Genomic DNA, 18677 nt, shown 5'->3' on the forward strand with positions numbered 1-18677 from the left:
GCCAAACCGCCAGCCGCTTTCGTGTCGCTGTTACCGCGTGACGATCTCCGGTCCCATCAGCGTATAGGGCAGCCATGTGGATATGATCGGCACATAGGTAATGATGATCAGGAACAGGAACAGCACAGCCACGAACGGCAGCGCCGCCCGCACAACCTGGATCAGGCTCATGCCGGTTATGCCGGAGGTGACGAACAGGTTGAGCCCGATCGGCGGCGTGATCATCCCGATTTCCATGTTCACGACCATGATGATGCCGAGATGCACCGGATCGACGCCGAGCTCCATCGCGATCGGAAACACGACCGGCGCCACGATGAGAAGCAGGCCCGACGGCTCCATGAACTGGCCGCCGAGCAGCAGCAGCAGGTTCACCGCGATCAGGAAGGTGAACCAGTTGAAGCCCGCGCCGAGCATCAGCTCGGTGATCGTCTGCGGAATCCGCTCCGACGACAGCACATGGGCGAACAGCAGCGCGTTGACGATGATGAACATCAGCATGATCGTCGTGCGCGCCGCATCGACCATCACCTTGCGGGTCTCGTCATTGAAGAACGCGGGCAGGAAGTTGCGCGCCATCAGCGAGAGATTGCGGCCCCAGATCGGCAGGCCGCGCACGAGATAGGCTGGAATGTTGCCCGGATTGGACTGCGGATCGCGCCAGACGACATAGGCGATTGCCAGCACGAGCGAAAGAACCGCGCCGACAAGTGCCCGCCCCGAAAGCGTGACGCCCTCCCAGCCATCGGTGGCGAAGAAGGTCAGGATCATCCACACGAAGAAAAAGGCGAGCCCGTAGACCGTGCCCGAAAACCCGACGCGCGCGCCGTCGCTGTCGGTTTCGGCGATCCACCGTATGCCCTTCATCGGGCCCATGTCGCGATAGACGAACAGCGCCACGAAGAAGGCGTAGACCGCAGCGACCGACGCGGCTTCCGTCGGTGTGAAGACGCCGCCATAGATGCCACCGAGGATGATGATGATCAGGAACAGCCCCCAGCCGGCCTGCTTGCCGCCCTCGAGGATTTCGTGAAAACCCTTCCACGGTTCCGCCGGCAGGTTGCGCCAGCGCGCAACCACATAGATCGCCACCATCAGCATCAGGCCGGCCAGCAGGCCGGGCACCACGCCGGCCAGGAACATGCGGCCGACGGAGACATCGGTCGCCGCCGAATAGACCACCATGACGATCGACGGCGGGATCAGGATGCCGAGCGTCCCGGCATTTGCGATGATGCCGGCAGCAAACTCCTTGCTGTAGCCCACCTGCCGCATGCCGGCGATGGCGATCGTGCCGATCGCCACGACGGTGGCCGGTGACGAACCTGACAGGGCCGCAAACATCATGCAGGCAAGCACCGACGCCATGGCGAGACCGCCGCGGAAATGCCCGACACTGGCGATCGCGAAGCGGATGATGCGCCGCGCCACGCCGCCCGTCGACATGAAGGCAGAGGCCAGAATGAAGAACGGGATCGCAAGCAGCGTGTAGTTCTGCGACGCGGTGAAGAGCTGCAGCGCCACCGACGAGACCGAGTCGTTGGAAAAGAAGGTGATGATGATCAGCGACGACAGGCCGAGCGCGACGGCCACCGGCGCGCCGATGAAGAGCAGGAACAGGACGAGGATGAAGAGGATCGCGGATTCCATGCCTGATACCTCAGTCCACGGCCGTCTTGCGGGCTTCGGAAACCAGGTCCTCGGCCTCGTGGCTGGCAATCAGCATCTCGCGTTCCCCTCGCAGGATCGCCACGAAGCCCTGCACCGCGCGCAGCGCCAGCAGCGCCAGTCCGGCCGGCAGCATGATGTAGGCAATCCAGCGCTGCACCCGGTCCTGAAGGCCGAATGTCTCCTGCATCCAGAGCGGATATTTCAGGTCGTCGAGGCCGGTGCCTCTGTCGAACATGAAGGTCCAGTAGCCGATCGCGCCGGTCTGCCGCCAGTTGGTCGACACGTCGACGCCCAGCAGCGCCAGCCACCCGGCATAAAGCAGCACGAAGGCGTAGAGGAACACGCAGACCGCCGCAAACAGCGCGGCCAGGCGGAACAGGTTTGACGGCAAAAGCCTGACGAATGCGTCGACGCCCAGATGCACGCCGTGCTTGATGCCGTAGCTCATGCCGAACAGGATCATCCACGCGAACATGACGCGCGTGAACTCCAGCGCCCCGCTCCAGCCGGTATTGAAACCGTAGCGCGCGATCACCTGCGTGAAGGAAACGAAGGTGATGATCGCAAGCAGCGTGGCGAGGATGTTCTCCTCGATCCTGCTCACCAGTTCTGGGTAGCGCCGCTCGGCGGCGAACACGATGACCACCAGCGCCAGCAGCGCGAGCGTCGGCCACAGAAGCTCCACGTAATCCTCCCCTCTGAAGGGCCGGCGCGGTTATCGTTATATATTGCGTCCGGCCATGGTCGGCGCGCCCGCGGACGGGCGCGCCATGGTCATTTCTGTCAGGAACCGGACGCCACGGCCGCGTCGATCACGTCCTTGCCGATGTCGGCCTCGAACTGCTCCCACACCGGCTTCATGGTCGAAACCCATTCTGCACGCTGTTCCGGCGTTAGCTCGCGGATTTCACCACCAGCATCCACGATGTTCTGGCGGCAGGCGCCTTCCTTGTTGGCCACGTCGGCGTTGGCGGCCAGCGTCACCTCGTCGGCAATCTTCACGAACTGGTCGCGCACTTCGGGCTCCAGCCCCTGCAGCCATTCGGTCGAGGTCACAAGCAGATAGGCCAGCACCTGGTGGTTGGTCTCGGTGATGCCGTCCTGCACCTCGAAGAACTTCTGGGTGTAGATGTTGCACCACGAGTTTTCCTGACCGTCGACGACCCCGGTCTGCAGCGCGCCATAGACTTCCTTGAAGGCCAGCTTCTGTGCCGATCCGCCGATCGCCTGGATCATCGCGTCGGCGACGTCCGACGTCTGGATGCGGAACTTCAGGCCGTTGGCGTCGGAGGGCACCAGCAGCGGCTTGTTGGCCGAAAACTGCTTGAGGCCGGAGAGCCAGTAGCCGAGGCCGGTATAGCCTTCGTCTTCCATGACGGTGAGCAGCCCCTTGCCCGTATCGGACTGGTTGAAGCCGCTGACCGCATCGAGGCTGGAGAACAGGAACGGCAGGTCGAAGACGCGGTACTTGAGTGTGTAGGCCTCGAACTTCGACAGCGACGGCGCGGCGATCTGCACATCGCCGAGCAACAAGGCTTCCATCACCTTGTCGTCGTCGTAGAGCGTCGTGTTCGGATAGACCTCCATGCAGGCCGTTCCGTTCATCTCCTCATTCACGCGCTGCGCGAAAAGCACCGCCGCCTCGCCCTTGGGGTGGCCCTTCTCTGCCACCACGTGGCTGAATTTGATGACCATTTCGCCGTCGTCGCAATTGGCCAGCGCGCCGGACGCGCCAAACGCCGACATGCCGGCGGCTACGGTTGCGACGGCGAACATTTTCCAGTGCATGTTCATGCAGGTACCTCCCGGAGTGTTTTTATGGTTGCCGGGCAATACTTGCCGATTTCCCGGCAAGGCACAATGCGCAATCAAGGCGGTTCGAATCCCTCAGCCCGCGGGAAATTCCCCGGAAGTGGTGCGGGCGCCGGGGATCGAACCCGGATGACCGAAGTCGAGGGATTTTAAGTCCCTTGCGTCTACCAGTTCCGCCACGCCCGCACGCCTTGCTTCTGTTGGGTTTGCCGGCGTCAGTCAACCAGCAGCCGCGTAAAATTGCGTGTGAGTTTTGCCGGGCCCACCGAGTGTGGTCCCACCCTTCCCAATCGCGATGCAGCAAGCGGAACCGGAAAAACATGTCTCTGGGCTGAACCGATGATCGGTGGAAAGCGTTGAATGGTCGAGGCTTCGCCGTATGACGCCTCAGGCGGCTACGGTGAGCCAATCTGTGCGAAAATGCATGGTGTCCGGCACACCTGTTGCGTAATGAGTAGACATGGTCGTGGCGGAGAACGTGATGAACAGTCGGGAAGAAGGCAGGATTGAGAAGGAGTTGCATCAGGTAGCGGCGTCCACGGACCCGTTCGCGGCGGCGGTGCGCACCACCCGCATGCCGATGTTGATCACCGACCCGCATCGGCCCGACAATCCGATCGTCTTTTCGAATGACGCCTTCACCCGCCTGACGGGATACACACGCGAAGAGATTTTGGGGAAAAACTGCCGCTTTCTGCAGGGCGACGGAACCAATTTTGACGATGTCACCAAGGTCAGAAACGCCATCGCCCGCCGTGAAGCCATCGAGATAGATCTGCTCAACTATCGAAAGGATGGGCGCAGCTTCTGGAATCGCCTGCTGATTTCGCCCGTATTCGATGAAGAAGGTGCGCTGACATATTTCTTTGCGAGCCAGTTCGATGTCAGCCCGGAACGCAATCGGCTCGCCGAGTTGCACTCGTCGCACGAAGTGCTGGAAAATCAGATCGAGAAGCGCATTCTCGATCTGACGGCATCGGAGGACCGCCTACGGTTCATTTTGAATGCCGCCAAGATGGGCACCTGGACGCTCGATATCAACGAAAAGCGGCTCGTAAGCTCTTCTCGCTGCAAGGAAAACTTCGGCCGCAAGACTGATGAGCCGTTTACCTATGACGATTTCGAGAAAGCGGTCGATCCGCTGGATGTCGAGCAGTGGAAGGACGCGATTAGAGAAGCGGTGAAAAACCGCACTGAGCTGCGGGTGGAATACCGTATCCGTACGCCCGATGGCGATCGCAGATGGATTGAAGCTAGGGGGCAGATGATGTCGGTTGGCGATGGCGCGTCGCCCATCATGACGGGCATCACACAGGATATAACGGAGCGAAAGGAGGCCGAGGAGCATCGCAGGCTCCTCGCCCGCGAACTGAACCATCGCGTCAAGAACACCCTGGCAACGGTCCAGTCAGTATTTGCCCAGTCTCTAAGGTCCGCCAACGATCTGGAGGAAGCCAAGACCATCGCATTCGGGCGCATCCAGGCCCTTTCCACCGCGCAGGACATACTAACGCAGGAAGGCTGGAGTTCGGCCGACCTGCGCACCGTCGTCGCCGAGGCGCTGGAGCCCTTCAATGGAGCAGACGTCCGCTTCGGTGGTCCTCGCGTCGTTCTGACCGAGCAGGCGGTCTCCGCTTTTTCCCTCGCGCTGCATGAACTGGCCACCAATGCCTCCAAATATGGAGCGCTTTCAGTCGCCGGCGGCTCGGTCACGATACATTGGGAGATCGAACGAAACGGCCACCGGACCTTGAAATTCTTCTGGAGCGAGATGGGCGGCCCGGAGGTTCGCGAGCCCGAAGCGAGAGGGTTTGGGTCGAAACTCATTGAGGGTGTGCTGGCAACGACGCTCGGTGGACGGGCGCAGATGACTTTCCGCAGGTCGGGATTGTTGTTTGAAGTCGAAGCCGTCTTGCCGGATGACGCGGACGAGCCGGTCGGCGAAGACGCTTAGACACAGCAGCCGGTTTGACTTTCAGCTGGCGAAGGCACGTTCGGCGATGCGCCGGATGAAGGCGACCACCTGCGCGGTGATCGCATATTGGGGCATATGGCCGATGCCGTTGACGATCTCCAGGTCGAGCCCAGCGACCTTGCCCTGCATCGCCAGCCCCTGCCGCTCGTAGTTGAGCACCCTGTCCTCGGTGCCGAACAGGATGCCGACCGGCAAGGCGAGTTCGCCATAGCGCGTCTGCTGGCGTGGCAGGTCGTGACGAACTGCCACGAGGTCCGTGGAAGTCGCATAAAAGTGCCCCGGCCGCAGCCCGACCATCGCGCCGCCGGCAATCGCGTAGTCTTCCGGTGGCTGCTGTGGCCCGAACACAAACTCCAGCGTCTTCTGGGCGTTCTTGACGGCCAGTGGCAGCGCCACGGTGTTTGCTATGATGCGCCGGCGCAGCGGCGATGTGATCGCCAGCGATCTGAACTCCTCCGGCGGCTCTTCCTCGTAATGCGTTAGCGGCGCGATGAGCGCGAGCCCGGAAATCGTGTCCGGATAGTCGAGTGCCACCGCAAGCGCGATGGCGCCGCCGAGCGAATGACCGACGAGCAGCGGTTTCTCCAGCCCCAGCGTCTCTATGAAGCGCACCGTCTGGCGGGCCTGCTCTGCAAGCCTGCCGTCCAGCCCCTCCCCGCGTGTCGAATAGCCCGAACCCGGCCGGTCGATGGCGATCAGCCGGTAGCCTTCGCCGAACTCTTTCATCAGCGGCCGCCGGAGGTGGTGCAGCGTGCCGCCAAGGCCGTGGATCATCAGGATCGGCCTTCCCTCGCCGCTCTCGACATAATGGATGCGGTTGCCGTCGACGGTGACGAACGATCCGTTGGCAGGCACGGCACGTTCCGCATTGCGCGCGAGGCGACGCGTGATCCAGAAGAAATAGGCAGCGACCATGACGACGGCTGCAAGGATGGCGATGACGATGCCGACGATGGCTGAGAACATGGGAAAAGAGCACTCTCGGGGACTGTGAACTGGCGCACCCAGTCTAACCCCGGTCACCCCGATGGCAATCGGGATTGCCGCACGGCGCTCGCGGCGCTATGCCTGCCGCCAGTCTGTGAAGGAATGCTCCATGGCCGAAATCATAACCGCCGCGATGATCGTCATCGGCGACGAGATCCTCTCCGGTCGCACCAAGGACCGCAATATCGGCCATCTGGCGGACGTCATGAGCGCCATCGGAATCGACCTGAAGGAGGTGCGCATCGTCGCGGACGAGGAAGACGACATCGTCCCCGCCGTCAACGCGCTGCGTGCCCGCTACACCTACGTGTTCACCACCGGCGGCATCGGCCCCACCCACGACGACATCACCGCCGATTCCGTGTCGAAGGCCTTCGGCGTCCCTTGCGAATATGACGACCGCGCCTACGCCATGCTCGAAGCGCATTACGCCACACGCGGCATCGAGTTCACCGAGGCCCGCATGCGCATGGCGCGCATGCCGCGCGGGGCCGACCACATCGACAATCCCGTCTCGCTGGCGCCGGGCTTCCGCATCGGCAACGTCCATGTGATGGCCGGCGTGCCGGCGATCTTCCAGGCCATGCTCGACAATGTCGTGCCGACGCTGAAGACCGGGCAGAAATTGTTGTCGGCGGCTATCCATTGCCCGTTCGGCGAAGGCGTCATCGGCGGCCCGCTGGGCGAGATCCAGAAGGCGCATCCGGATACGATCATCGGCTCCTACCCCAAATATCTCGATGGAGCGTTCTGGACCGAGCTTGTCGTGCGCGCGCGAACCCAGGAAACGCTCGATGCCGCCGCCGCCGAGGTGCGTGCCATGGTCGAGGCGCTCGGCCCGGCGAAGCCCTGACTGCGGGTCAGATCGCCTTGCACAGCCGCAGCAGGCTCACGAGGTGCAGGAATGGCGATCCGCATCCCCATGCGAAATAACGCGGAATCGTCCGCCCGTAGAGCCGGCGCCGCTGCTCCGCATGCCCCTGCACGTTGAACACCCGCCGGTTCACCGCCGCTGACCGGTATAGCTGCCCCATCGCCCAGCGGAACGCAGCACTCTCGGGAAAGCCACTCGGGCGCGGGTCGGCAAACGGCGCCAGGCTCAGCAGCACCACCTTGCGCCCCTCCCGCTTGAAGATCTCCACCGCGTGCTTCGTGATGCCGATTTCCGCATGCGGCGTCGCATCTGGCAGCCGCCGCTTGAACACCGCCACATAGCCGATGACCTTGCCATCGCTGAAAACCGGGTCGAAATAGAGTAACGAAACCGGCGTGCCCTCCGGCGACAGCAGCAGGAAGCGGCGCATCAGCGGATCCGGCGTCGCCTGGAAAGGCCGGTTCATGAACGCCATTTCTCGCCGGTGCACGATGCGGCTGCAGCGCCACTGCGCCGACAGGGCCGCGACGGCGTCGGCCGCTCCGGGCAACTCGTGTTCTTCGACGATGCTGTAGCCGTTCCGCCTCAACCAGTGCGCCGCGTAGCGCGCCTTTTCCTTCTTGGGTCCCGAAAAATCGTACCAGTCGAGATCGAGCGCCGTATCGAAACCGATCCGCGCGACGCGGTAGCCCCTGGCGGCCAGGATCGCCGCGGTTTCGTGGGAAATCTCCGCGAAACACGGCCGGCCAGCCTGCTCGATGAAGCGGTCTATCAACTCGGGCCAGTGGTCGTGCTCGGCCACGGGGTCGCCGAGCGCGATCCGCGATCCCATCTTGGCGCCGTAGGCGATATAGCCGTGCCCGTCGCCGAAATGGCGCAGACCCTCCTGCACCGCCGTCGAATAGGCCTGCGAGAAATCGCCATGGCGCTGCACCAGGGCAAGGCGCGCGACCTTGTCGGGGCCAGCCGCTTCGAGCGGCGCGGCCCGCGCGTCCATCATCGCGTCGAACGCGAGGCGAAGGCTCCTCATCGGCCGTTCCCCTGCTCGCGCGCCCGTCCCACGCACGATTGGGATCATGTCGCCACAACATCGTCTGGCATGCAAGGGCTGCCCCTTTCGCCGGCGCGACAGGAGCACTATTCTTCTGGGGGAAAGTTGCGACGCGGCGTCTCCTGCGGTTTGATCCCGCGCAAGGCGGAACCGGAACCTGCGGCGCAGATTGTCTCCATGACGGTGCAGCCGCCTGCCCGCCACAACGCTTCGGAGGCCGACATGACCTACAAGACCATCCTCGCCGTGCTGCAATCCAAGGCCGATGCCGGCCGCGTGCTCGATTGCGCGCTCCCGCTTGCCGACCGCTTCTCCGCGCACCTGATCGGCGTCCATGCGGAGGCGATTCCGGTTCCTTACGTCACGCCTATGGGTTTTCCGGATACCGACTTCATCGCCGCGAGCGCAGAGCAGAACCAGCAGCGCAGCGAAGAAATCAAGGCGCTCTTCGATGCCCGCGCGACCCGTGACGGCGTTTCGTTCGAGTGGCAGGCGATGGAGAACGTGTCGGGCGACAGTGCGGTGAGCGCGCTCGTTGCCGCGCGCGCCAGCGACCTCATCATCGTGCAGCAGGCCGACCCGGACGGTAATTCCGGTTCGCACGCCAATGTCGAGACCCTGCTGTTCGAGAGCGGCCGCCCGGTCCTGTTCGTGCCCTATGCAGTCTCCGTGAACTCAAATTTCAAGAAGGTGCTGGTCGCCTGGAACGGCACCCAGCAGGCCGCCCGTGCAACCTTCGACGCCCTGCCCTTCATCAAGCAGGCCGAACAGACTGAAATCCTCTTGCTCGACGCAACGGATTCGGCCCAGCAGGATGGCGCCATGGCCGGCGTCGACATCGCTGCGGCCCTTGCGCGCCATGGCGCCAACGTCACCTTCGCCAGCCAGGCGTCGGGCGGTGTGGGCGCCGGCGAGGCGATCGAGAACCGCATCGCCGAGACCGGAGCGGAACTGCTGGTGATGGGTGCCTACAGCCAGTCCTGGCTGAAGGAATTCTTCTTCGGCGGAGCGACCCGCACGCTGCTGGAGTCGATGCCGGTCGCCACGCTGATGTCCCGCTAGAGCAATTGCAGCAGGCTTGAGCAGCGGGCCCCGCCTGTCGAAGCGCCCGCTGCTCCGGTTCTACTTCTTCTGGTTGCCCGCAAACGCAGCCGTCACCCCGAGCCCGATGAAGACGACACCGCTGACGTAGCGCTCGGCCTTCAGATAGCCCGGGCTCTGCTTGAGCCAGTTGCCGATGGACCCCGCGGCAAGCGCATAGCAGCCGTCGGTCACCATGCCGATCAGCGTGAACAGCAGGCCGAGCACGGCAATCTGCATGCCGACATGGCCGCGTTCTACCTCGACGAATTGCGGCAGGAAGGCGAGGAAGAACAGCGCCGTCTTGGGGTTGAGCAGGTTGACGATAAACCCTTCCCGGAAGAGCCGCAGATTATCGCGCTTGGGAAGCGTCCCGTTCTCGCTGCCTACGGTCTCCGCGCGTCCGAAAATCTTGCGCAGGCCGATCCAGATCAGATAGGCCGCACCGGCATATTTGACGATGCTGAAGGCGAGCGCCGACGAGGCCAGGATTGCCGACAGGCCGATCGTCGCGGCAAACACATGCACCAGTGTCGCTGTGTGTATGCCGAGGATCGAGACGATGCCGGCCATCCGCCCCTGCTCGACCGAGCGCGCGAAGATGAAAAGCACTGCCGGCCCCGGTACGATCAGCAGCACCAGTGCGGCAGTGAAGAACAGGCCGAGATTGGCGGCCCCAGGCATTACGATTTCCATGGCGGGTCCCTCGAAAGATCAGGCACGCAGCAAGCCCCACATTCAAAGGCGCTGTCAATTACGCTTTTGCATCTGTTGTCGAAGCCAGAGATCCCTTGCCAAGGGCGCGGCTTTCCGGCTAATCCCGGGTGCATTCCACGCGAGCCGGAGTGCGTTCATGTCCCTTCCCGAAAAGGCCTTTCCCGTTTCCTGGGACCAGTTTCACCGCGACGCGCGCGCGCTTGCCTGGCGGCTGGCCGGCATCAACGGCGATTGGAAGGCCATCGTGTGCATAACCAGGGGTGGCCTGGTGCCCGCGGCGGTGATTTCGCGCGAGCTCGGCGTTCGGCTGATCGAGACGGTCTGCATCGCTTCGTACCACGATTACACCGAGCAGGGCGAACTAAGGGTCCTCAAGGAAATCACCCCTTCTCTGCTGGAAAACGAGGGCGCGGGCGTCCTCATCGTCGACGATCTGACGGATACCGGCAAGACCGCTGCGATCGTGCGTGCGATGATGCCGAAAGCGCATTTCGCCGCCATCTACGCCAAGCCCAAGGGCCGGCCGATGATCGACACCTTCGTCACCGAGGTCTCGCAGGATACGTGGATCTATTTCCCGTGGGATATGGGCTTCACCTACCAGAAGCCGATCGCCGAGAACCCTCGCGCCTGAACGAAACCTGTTCGAAGCTTGCGCGAAACTTGCCGCACTGCCCGATTTCGGCGGCGTGAAGCTGCATTTTTATCCAACCTTCATATTTTCTCCTTTTCTTCTATATAATTGCAGGCAAACTTTTTGAGACGGCAAACGAATCTCCCGGAGGTTTCGGTCGATGATCATCAGCCACGGCACACGCAAGCAGTTGACGGAGAGCATTCGCCGCTTCTTCGGCGGCATGCCGTGTCGTGTGCAGGTGGCGGCCCTGCCATGGCGCCGGACCGAGGATGGCCGTTTCGAGGTCATGCTGGTTACGAGCCGCGGCACCGGCCGGTGGGTCCTGCCCAAGGGCTGGCCGGAAAAGCGCGAGGAACCTCAGGAAGCAGCCGCGCGCGAAGCCGCCGAGGAGGCAGGCGTTTCCGGCGCTATCTCTCGCCATGAGGTCGGCCGCTTCTATTACGGCAAGATGCTGCCGTCCGGCATGGAATGGCGCTGCGAGGTGCACGTCTTCCCGCTGGAAGTCGATCAGGTGGCCGACAAATGGCCGGAGCGCAAGAAGCGCACTCGCCGCTGGTTCCGGCCACAGGATGCCGCGAGACTCGTTCAGGAAAAGGATCTGGGCGAACTGATTGCGGATTTCGGCGTTAATCCACGAAAATCTGCCGCCTGACGGCGCATCGCGCGATACGGCGCTTGTGATACACCACATCGTTGCCTAAGCGATCGGGGGAACGCACATGACCGTCGGCAGGCGGCCATGGCCGAGCCTTGGGAACGATTATGAGCAACAGCATCGCTGAAGCGCGCAAGGAAACGCTCGACAAGGATCTCGACAAGCTTGTGCATGTCGAGGAAGCCACGAGCTTCGTTGCCCGTGGCCTCGTCGCGCCCGGCCTTGGCCTGCTGTTTCTGGCGCTGACCGCGATCGTCGCATCCTTTTTCGTCATTGGCGAGCCGCGCGGCGTCATCATTATCGCTGCGGCGGCCATCGGCGGCTACATGGCGCTCAACATCGGCGCCAACGACGTTGCCAACAATGTCGCCCCCGCCGTCGGCGCGAAGGCCCTCAGCTTGGGCGGCGCGCTTGCCATCGCCGTGGTTTTCGAAAGTGCGGGCGCGCTGATTGCGGGCGGCGACGTGGTCGGCACGATTGCCGGCGGCATCGTCAATCCGGCCGCCATCGGCGATCCGGCTGTCTTCATTCGCCTGATGATGGCCGCCCTCATCTCCTCCGCCTTGTGGATCAATCTGGCAACGTGGATCGGCGCGCCGGTTTCCACGACCCACTCGGTGGTCGGCGGCGTGGTCGGGGCAGGCATAGCGGCTGCGGGTATTGCATCCGTTCAGTGGCCGATGTTGGGCAACATCGTCCTGAGCTGGCTCGTCTCGCCGCTGCTTGGCGGCATCATAGCCGCCGCGTTTCTCGCCTTCATCAAGACGGCGATCATCTATCAGGACGACAAGATCGCGGCCGCACGGCGCTGGGTGCCTCTGTTGATCGCTGTGATGGCCGGCGCCTTCGCCGCCTATCTCGCCACCAAGGGGCTTCGGCGCGTTATCAGCCTGTCGGGCCTGCATATTGCCTTGCTGGGCCTCGCAAGCTTCGCGCTGACCTGGGTGGTCTTCAACGTTACCGTTCGCCGTCAGTCCGAGACGATGGAGAACCGCAACCAGTCGCTGCGCAAGCTGTTTTACGTGCCGCTGATCTGCTCGGCGGCGCTTCTGTCCTTCGCTCACGGCGCCAACGATGTCGCCAATGCCGTTGGCCCGCTGGCAGCGATCGTGCACGCGGTCGAGGACAATGAATTCGGGTTCGCCGTTTCGATCCCGTTCTGGGTGATGCTGATCGGTGCCGCCGGCATCTCCTTCGGCCTTGTGCTGTTCGGCCCCAAGCTCATCCGCATGGTCGGCGACCAGATCACGAAGCTGAACCCCATGCGCGCCTTCTGCGTGGCTTTGTCGGCGGCGCTCACCGTTATCGTCGCCTCGTGGTTCGGCCTGCCGGTCAGCTCGACCCACATCGCCGTCGGCGCGGTCTTCGGCGTCGGCTTCTTCCGCGAATGGTACACCGCCAACTCGAAACGCCGCCGGGCCTACATGGAACGCAAGGTTGAGCGTCTGCGTGCCGAGCGCAACGGCGGGGTCGACGCCTCGGCCGGCCCCGACGATCAGGAATCGGAAGCCACGGACGATCTCGAGGATACCGGCCCGCCCGTCTCGCGCGAAGAGATCAATCGCCGCCGTCTGGTGCGCCGTGCCCACGTCACCACCATCGTAACCGCCTGGGTCACGACTGTGCCAGCCGCTGCACTTCTGGCTGCGGGCATTTTTCTGATTCTCGACGTCATCGCCTGATCCGGCGATCCGCAACCTCGGCCCTGGGGAAAAATCCCTTGCCGTAACGGCATGTGGAGTGGCCAAAATGCCACTGAACCGCGCGGCAGCGGTGCTACGGGACGGCAAGCCGGCAAATCGCTTCTCCCCGCTATCCACATTCTCCCACACAAGATGTAGGGGTCATAAAACTTACAGAAACGAGTTCTTGACGGCACGGTGCGAGTCGCTTTTTATGGGCCATGCGCTCCTGTTGAGGGCGCGGCCGGAAAGTTTCGAGCCTGGCCGTTTTTTCCAGATTTGTTCCTGTTTTCGAGGGTTCGGCCGTTGTCGCGGCGGCCGACCGACGCGCGTTTCACGCGCTGTCGGACCAGCGACATGGGCGCTGTGCCGTGGGTGGTTAAATCTTCTGTTAACGCTATATTTAGTGTTTACACCCACACTCGGTACTAGATAATGTGAATTGTCGGGAACGCGTTTCACCGGCGAGAATCACAGTCAGGCGTCAGGAGACGGGGCCCGCCAAGGGGCGTTCGAAGGTTGGGGAAGCCGTTCGCGGCATCGTCGAACCGGAAGCGTTTCGCGGTAGGGGAGAGTCGTCATCGGCAGCGATGGCGGCAGGCGGCGGACTTGTGTCAGGAGATTGCGGCGCACGCGGTGCGTCGGCGGTCGAAAGGCACTATATTTAGACCATAGGGACCAGAAGAAGATGCGCATCGAACGTCGTTTCACCAAGGCTGGCCAGTCGGCCTATGCGGAGATCGAATTCCGCAAGGCTGTCAGCGAGATCAAGAACCCCGACGGCTCGGTGGTCTTCCGCCTCGCCGACATCGACGTTCCTGCGCAGTTCAGCCAGGTCGCCGCCGACATCCTGGCGCAGAAATATTTCCGCAAGGCCGGCGTGCCCGCGCGTCTGAAGAAGGTCGAGGAGAACGACGTCCCCTCCTTCCTGTGGCGCTCGGTCGCCGACGAGAAGGCGCTGGCCGACCTGCCCGAGGACGAGCGCTACGGCTCGGAGACCGATGCGCGCCAGGTCTTCACCCGGCTCGCCGGCACCTGGACCTACTGGGGCTGGAAGGGTGGCTATTTCGCCTCCGAGGATGACGCGGCCGCCTTCATGGACGAGCTCGCCTACATGCTCGCCACCCAGCGCGTCGCACCCAACTCGCCGCAATGGTTCAATACCGGCCTGCACTGGGCCTACGGCATCGACGGTCCCGGCCAGGGCCACTATTACGTCGACCCCTTCACCGGCAAGCTCACCAAGTCCAAGTCGTCCTACGAGCATCCGCAGCCGCATGCCTGCTTCATCCAGTCCGTCGGCGACGACCTCGTCAACGAGGGCGGCATCATGGACCTGTGGGTGCGTGAGGCGCGCCTGTTCAAATACGGCTCCGGCACCGGCTCCAACTTCTCTATGCTGCGCGGCGAAGGCGAGAAGCTGTCGGGCGGCGGCAAGTCGTCGGGCCTGATGAGCTTCCTCAAGATCGGCGATCGCGCCGCCGGCGCCATCAAGTCGGGCGGCACCACGCGCCGTGCCGCCAAGATGGTCGTGGTCGACGCCGACCACCCCGACATCGAGGCCTATATCGACTGGAAGGTGAACGAGGAGCAGAAGGTCGCAGCCCTCGTCACCGGCTCCAAGATCGTGCGCCAGCACCTCACCGCCATCATGAAGGCCTGCGTCAACTGCGAGGCCGACAATGGCGACTGCTTCGACCCGGCGAAGAACCCGGCTCTCAAGCGCGAGATCAAGGCCGCCAAGAAGAACGCGGTGCCCGAGAACTACGTCAAGCGCGTCATCCAGTTCGCGCGCCAGGGCTACACCCAGATCGAGTTCAACACCTACGACACCGACTGGGACTCCGAGGCCTACCTCACCGTCTCCGGCCAGAACTCCAACAACTCCGTCTCGCTCAGCGACGACTTCCTGCGCGCCGTCGAGGACGATGCCGACTGGAACCTGATCCGCCGCATCGACGGCAAGGTCCACAAGACCCTCAAGGCGCGCGACCTGTGGGAGAAGATCGGCTACGCCGCATGGGCGTCCGCCGATCCCGGCCTGCACTTCAACACCACCATGAACGACTGGCACACCTGCGTGTCGGCGGGTGCGATCCGCGCGTCGAACCCGTGCTCGGAATACATGTTCCTCGACGACACGGCGTGCAACCTCGCCTCGATCAACCTGCTGACCTACCGCAACGCCGACGGCACCATCGACATCGCCGCCTACGAGCACACCGTGCGCCTGTGGACCATGGTGCTCGAGATTTCGGTGATGATGGCGCAGTTCCCGTCGTGGAAGATCGCCAAGCTCTCCTATGAGTACCGCACGCTGGGCCTCGGCTTCGCCAATATCGGCGGCCTCTTGATGACCTCCGGCATCCCCTACGATTCCGACGAGGGCCGCGGCATCTGTGCAGCGCTTACCGCGCTGATGACCGGCGTCGCCTATGCCACCTCGGCCGAGATGGCGAGCGAGCTCGGCGCCTTCCCCGAATACCCGGCCAACGCGCTGCACATGCTGCGCGTCATGCGCAACCACCGCCGCGCGGCTTACGGCGAGGCCGAGGGCTACGAGAAGCTCGCCGTCAACCCGGTGCCGCTCGTCGAGGACCACGTTCCGCAGAAGGAGCTGGTCGAGCATGCCCGCGCCGCCTGGGACAAGGCGCTCGACCTCGGCGCCGAATATGGCTACCGCAACGCCCAGGCGACCGTGATCGCGCCCACCGGCACGATCGGCCTCGTCATGGACTGCGACACCACCGGCATCGAGCCCGATTTCGCGCTGGTCAAGTTCAAGAAGCTCGCCGGCGGCGGCTATTTCAAGATCATCAACCGCGCCGTGCCGGAGGCCCTGCGCACGCTCGGCTACGGCGAGGCGCAGATCGCCGAGATCGAGGCCTATGCCGTCGGCCACGGCAACCTCAACCAGGCGCCGGGCGTCAACCCGTCGACGCTGAAGGCCAAGGGCTTCGGCGACGAGCAGATCGCGGCCCTCAACGCCGCGCTCGGCCAGGCCTTCGACATCAAGTTCGTCTTCAACAAGTGGACGCTGGGCGAGGATTTCTGCCGCGACGTGCTCGGCTTCACCGATGCCCAGCTCAACGACTTCGCCTTCGAGATTCTGCCGGCACTCGGCTTCTCGAAGAAGGAGATCGAAGCCGCCAACATCCACGTCTGCGGCGCGATGACGCTCGAGGGCGCCCCGCACCTCAAGGACGAGCACCTGCCCGTCTTCGACTGCGCCAACCCCTGCGGCAAGATCGGCAAGCGCTACCTGTCGGTGGAAAGCCACATCCGCATGATGGCGGCCACCCAGCCCTTCATCTCCGGCGCGATCTCCAAGACCATCAACATGGCCAACGAGGCGACCGTCGAGGACTGCAAGGAAGCCTACATGCTGTCCTGGAAGCTGGCGCTCAAGGCCAACGCGCTCTACCGCGACGGTTCCAAGCTGTCCCAGCCGCTCAACGCCTCGCTGATCGAGGACGAGGATGACGACCAGGACGAGCTGATCGAGGAGCTGGTCGCAGCGCCGGCCGCCGCAAGGGCAGTGCAGGTGACGGAGAAGATCATCGAGAAGATCGTTGAGCGCGAGGTGCGTTCGCTGCGCGAGAAGCTGCCGAACCGGCGCAAGGGCTACACGCAGAAGGCCGTGGTCGGCGGGCACAAGGTGTATCTCCGCACCGGCGAGTTCGACGACGGCCGCCTCGGCGAAATCTTCATCGACATGCACAAGGAAGGTGCCGCCTTCCGCGCGATGATGAACAACTTCGCCATCGCCATCTCGCTCGGCCTGCAATATGGCGTGCCGCTCGACGAATATGTCGAGGCCTTCACCTTCACCAAGTTCGAGCCGGCCGGCATGGTCCAGGGCAACGACGCGATCAAGAACGCGACGTCGATCCTCGACTATGTCTTCCGCGAGCTGGCGATCTCCTATATCGGCCGCAACGACCTCGCCCATGTCGACACGTCGGACTTCTCCAACACCGCGCTCGGCCGTGGCATCAACGAAGGCAAGGCGACGCCCTTCTCCAAGGGGCTGACCCGCGGCGCCTCCCCGGTCAAGCTGGTCTCCAGCGTTGCCGGCGGCGGCTCCGAGCCCAAGGGCCAGGTTGGGGGTTCGAGTCCCTCCCCCGTTCGCACGGCTCCTGTCGCTTCCGCGGGTTCCAACGTGCGGGCGATCTCGTCCGCCTCGACGGTGACGGCACTCAAGCCGCTCACATCAGAGCAGCGCGAGGAAGCCACCGCCTTCAAGCGCGACTATGAGGAGCGCGCGAAGGAGCTGGCCGAGGAGATCGCCGTCGAGGAAGGTGCGACCGGAACGGAAGCCCTCTTCTCCGACGCGGCGGCAAAAGAAGCCGGCGAAGCCAAGGCGCTGGCCGCCGAACGCCGCCAGAAATCAATGATGCAGGGCTACACCGGCAATTCCTGCTCGGAGTGCCAGAACTTCACCATGGTGAGAAACGGCACCTGCGAAAAGTGCGACACCTGTGGCGCCACGAGCGGCTGCTCCTGATCCGCGCACGAACGCAATGACTTGACACTTCGGGCCCGGTCGCAAGACCGGGCCCGAAGTGTGTTGGGGAGCGTTTAATGTTGTTTCGCGGCCCAAGCAGAGTGGCTGCTACGGGTGGAAAACGGAATGTCCGCTTCTAGGCGGCAGGTTTGGTAAAGAGGTCAGTGGACCTCGATATTTGGACCTCGAAAGTCGGCATAGTCTGTGTGTCAGTGAACGAAGCCCGGATCTGCGATCGATACCTATTGGCGTTTGGTATTTGTCATCTTACATTCTTGATATTGTGGGGGAGTGATTGCTTTGGACGAAAAGGAAATCGAGCGCGAAGCGTCCGTTGATGCTGTTTCGGCCACGCCGACCGTAACGGTAGAGCCGCCAACACTGGATGCTGCCGCGAACGAGGTGCAGGAACTCAAACAGGCAAACGACATCGTCAGTGCGGTCGCATTCGTGCCCGATATACCCGAAACCGGATATGACGCGGCGCTAGCTGAGAGCCAGCCATCGCTCACAGTGGTGGATACCAGATCTCGCCGCGCTCGCGTCTGGACGCGTCTCGAGTCGATCACCGTCCGCAACTTCAAGGCCACGCTGGAGGCTGTAATTCCTCTTGGGTTGGTGACTATTCTGGTCGGGCCCAACGGATCGGGGAAGTCGTCGGTTCTCCAGGCGGTGCATTGGGCTGCCCGAGCTGCCAGCTACGTCGCACCGAAGAACACGAAAGAGATGATTTCTTTCGAGCGACTGGACTACGTGCCTTCTAGCGAGCCATTACGTACTGCGCACAAGAGCGAGTTAAAGACGGATACGGCCTCGACGCCGGTTGAGGTCGTTTTCACTCATGTGTCAGCAGGAGAAGAAAAGGCGCAGGCCAGCATCAAAATTCGGGCTGCACGAAACCGTGGTGGCATCACGGCCTATATGGAAGGTGAACCGCTCCGGGTTTGCCGGAGGCTCCAACTCCTGAGAAGGTGGAGCCATCATGAGCAAGACGACGAACAAGTTTTCCCCGGAAGTGCGCCAGCGAGC

Annotated in this window: 14 protein-coding genes and 1 tRNA gene; 8 read left to right on the forward strand and 7 right to left on the reverse strand. The window is 63.1% G+C overall.

Annotation, left to right across the window (positions count from 1 at the left end; all coding sequences use genetic code 11):
* Positions 1 to 30: 30 nt before the first annotated feature.
* The 4 genes from V1479_RS13080 to V1479_RS13095 form a co-directional block, all read right to left on the reverse strand.
* A complete protein-coding gene (locus V1479_RS13080; protein ID WP_173191872.1) occupies positions 31 to 1650 on the reverse strand; it encodes a TRAP transporter large permease in 1620 nt (539 codons plus the stop codon).
* 10 nt (positions 1651 to 1660) lie between these two features.
* Positions 1661 to 2356 (reverse strand): TRAP transporter small permease, encoded by a 696-nt coding sequence (locus tag V1479_RS13085; protein ID WP_173191874.1) that lies wholly within the window; start codon positions 2354 to 2356, stop codon positions 1661 to 1663.
* 98 nt (positions 2357 to 2454) lie between these two features.
* Positions 2455 to 3417, reverse strand: coding sequence for a DctP family TRAP transporter solute-binding subunit (locus V1479_RS13090; protein ID WP_280515789.1), 963 nt, complete (start codon positions 3415 to 3417; stop codon positions 2455 to 2457).
* Between the two features lie 167 nt (positions 3418 to 3584).
* Positions 3585 to 3669 (reverse strand) — tRNA-Leu (locus V1479_RS13095).
* A 295-nt stretch (positions 3670 to 3964) separates the two neighbouring features.
* On the opposite strand from V1479_RS13095, the gene V1479_RS13100 reads away from it, so the two are divergent.
* Complete coding sequence (locus V1479_RS13100) at positions 3965 to 5437, forward strand: PAS domain-containing protein (protein ID WP_173193587.1); 1473 nt, start codon at positions 3965 to 3967, stop codon at positions 5435 to 5437.
* 21 nt (positions 5438 to 5458) lie between these two features.
* On the opposite strand, the gene V1479_RS13105 is transcribed toward V1479_RS13100, so the two are convergent.
* Positions 5459 to 6424: an alpha/beta fold hydrolase gene (locus V1479_RS13105; RefSeq protein ID WP_368803267.1), complete on the reverse strand. Its 966-nt coding sequence runs from the start codon at positions 6422 to 6424 to the stop codon at positions 5459 to 5461.
* A 130-nt stretch (positions 6425 to 6554) separates the two neighbouring features.
* Between V1479_RS13105 and V1479_RS13110 the strand changes: the two genes are divergently transcribed.
* On the forward strand, positions 6555 to 7298 hold the full coding sequence (locus V1479_RS13110) for a competence/damage-inducible protein A (RefSeq protein ID WP_368803268.1): 744 nt from the start codon (positions 6555 to 6557) through the stop codon (positions 7296 to 7298).
* Between the two features lie 7 nt (positions 7299 to 7305).
* Here the strand turns inward: V1479_RS13110 and V1479_RS13115 are convergent, their stop codons facing one another.
* Positions 7306 to 8349: a DUF2156 domain-containing protein gene (locus tag V1479_RS13115; protein WP_368803269.1), complete on the reverse strand. Its 1044-nt coding sequence runs from the start codon at positions 8347 to 8349 to the stop codon at positions 7306 to 7308.
* Between the two features lie 243 nt (positions 8350 to 8592).
* On the opposite strand from V1479_RS13115, the gene V1479_RS13120 reads away from it, so the two are divergent.
* Positions 8593 to 9432: a universal stress protein gene (locus tag V1479_RS13120; protein ID WP_368803270.1), complete on the forward strand. Its 840-nt coding sequence runs from the start codon at positions 8593 to 8595 to the stop codon at positions 9430 to 9432.
* A gap of 60 nt (positions 9433 to 9492) precedes the next feature.
* Here the strand turns inward: V1479_RS13120 and V1479_RS13125 are convergent, their stop codons facing one another.
* Positions 9493 to 10146, reverse strand: a complete 654-nt coding sequence (locus V1479_RS13125) for a LysE family translocator (protein ID WP_368803271.1) — start codon at positions 10144 to 10146, stop codon at positions 9493 to 9495.
* Between the two features lie 157 nt (positions 10147 to 10303).
* Between V1479_RS13125 and gpt the strand changes: the two genes are divergently transcribed.
* From gpt to V1479_RS13150, 5 genes are all read left to right on the forward strand, one after another.
* Positions 10304 to 10801 (forward strand): xanthine phosphoribosyltransferase, encoded by a 498-nt coding sequence (gene gpt / locus V1479_RS13130; protein WP_173191885.1) that lies wholly within the window; start codon positions 10304 to 10306, stop codon positions 10799 to 10801.
* A 160-nt stretch (positions 10802 to 10961) separates the two neighbouring features.
* The gene (locus V1479_RS13135) at positions 10962 to 11456 is read left to right on the forward strand and encodes an NUDIX hydrolase (protein WP_173191887.1); all 495 of its coding nucleotides are present in this window, start codon (positions 10962 to 10964) and stop codon (positions 11454 to 11456) included.
* A gap of 110 nt (positions 11457 to 11566) precedes the next feature.
* Positions 11567 to 13141, forward strand: coding sequence for an inorganic phosphate transporter (locus V1479_RS13140; RefSeq protein ID WP_368803272.1), 1575 nt, complete (start codon positions 11567 to 11569; stop codon positions 13139 to 13141).
* Between the two features lie 688 nt (positions 13142 to 13829).
* Complete coding sequence (locus V1479_RS13145) at positions 13830 to 17648, forward strand: vitamin B12-dependent ribonucleotide reductase (RefSeq protein WP_368803273.1); 3819 nt, start codon at positions 13830 to 13832, stop codon at positions 17646 to 17648.
* Between the two features lie 300 nt (positions 17649 to 17948).
* Positions 17949 to 18677 (forward strand): ATP-binding protein (locus V1479_RS13150; protein ID WP_368803274.1); only part of this gene is annotated, 729 nt, incomplete at its 3' end.

The sequence above is a fragment of the Neoaquamicrobium sediminum genome, from assembly GCF_040970315.1.
GTDB classification, from domain to species: domain Bacteria; phylum Pseudomonadota; class Alphaproteobacteria; order Rhizobiales; family Rhizobiaceae; genus Aerobium; species Aerobium sediminum.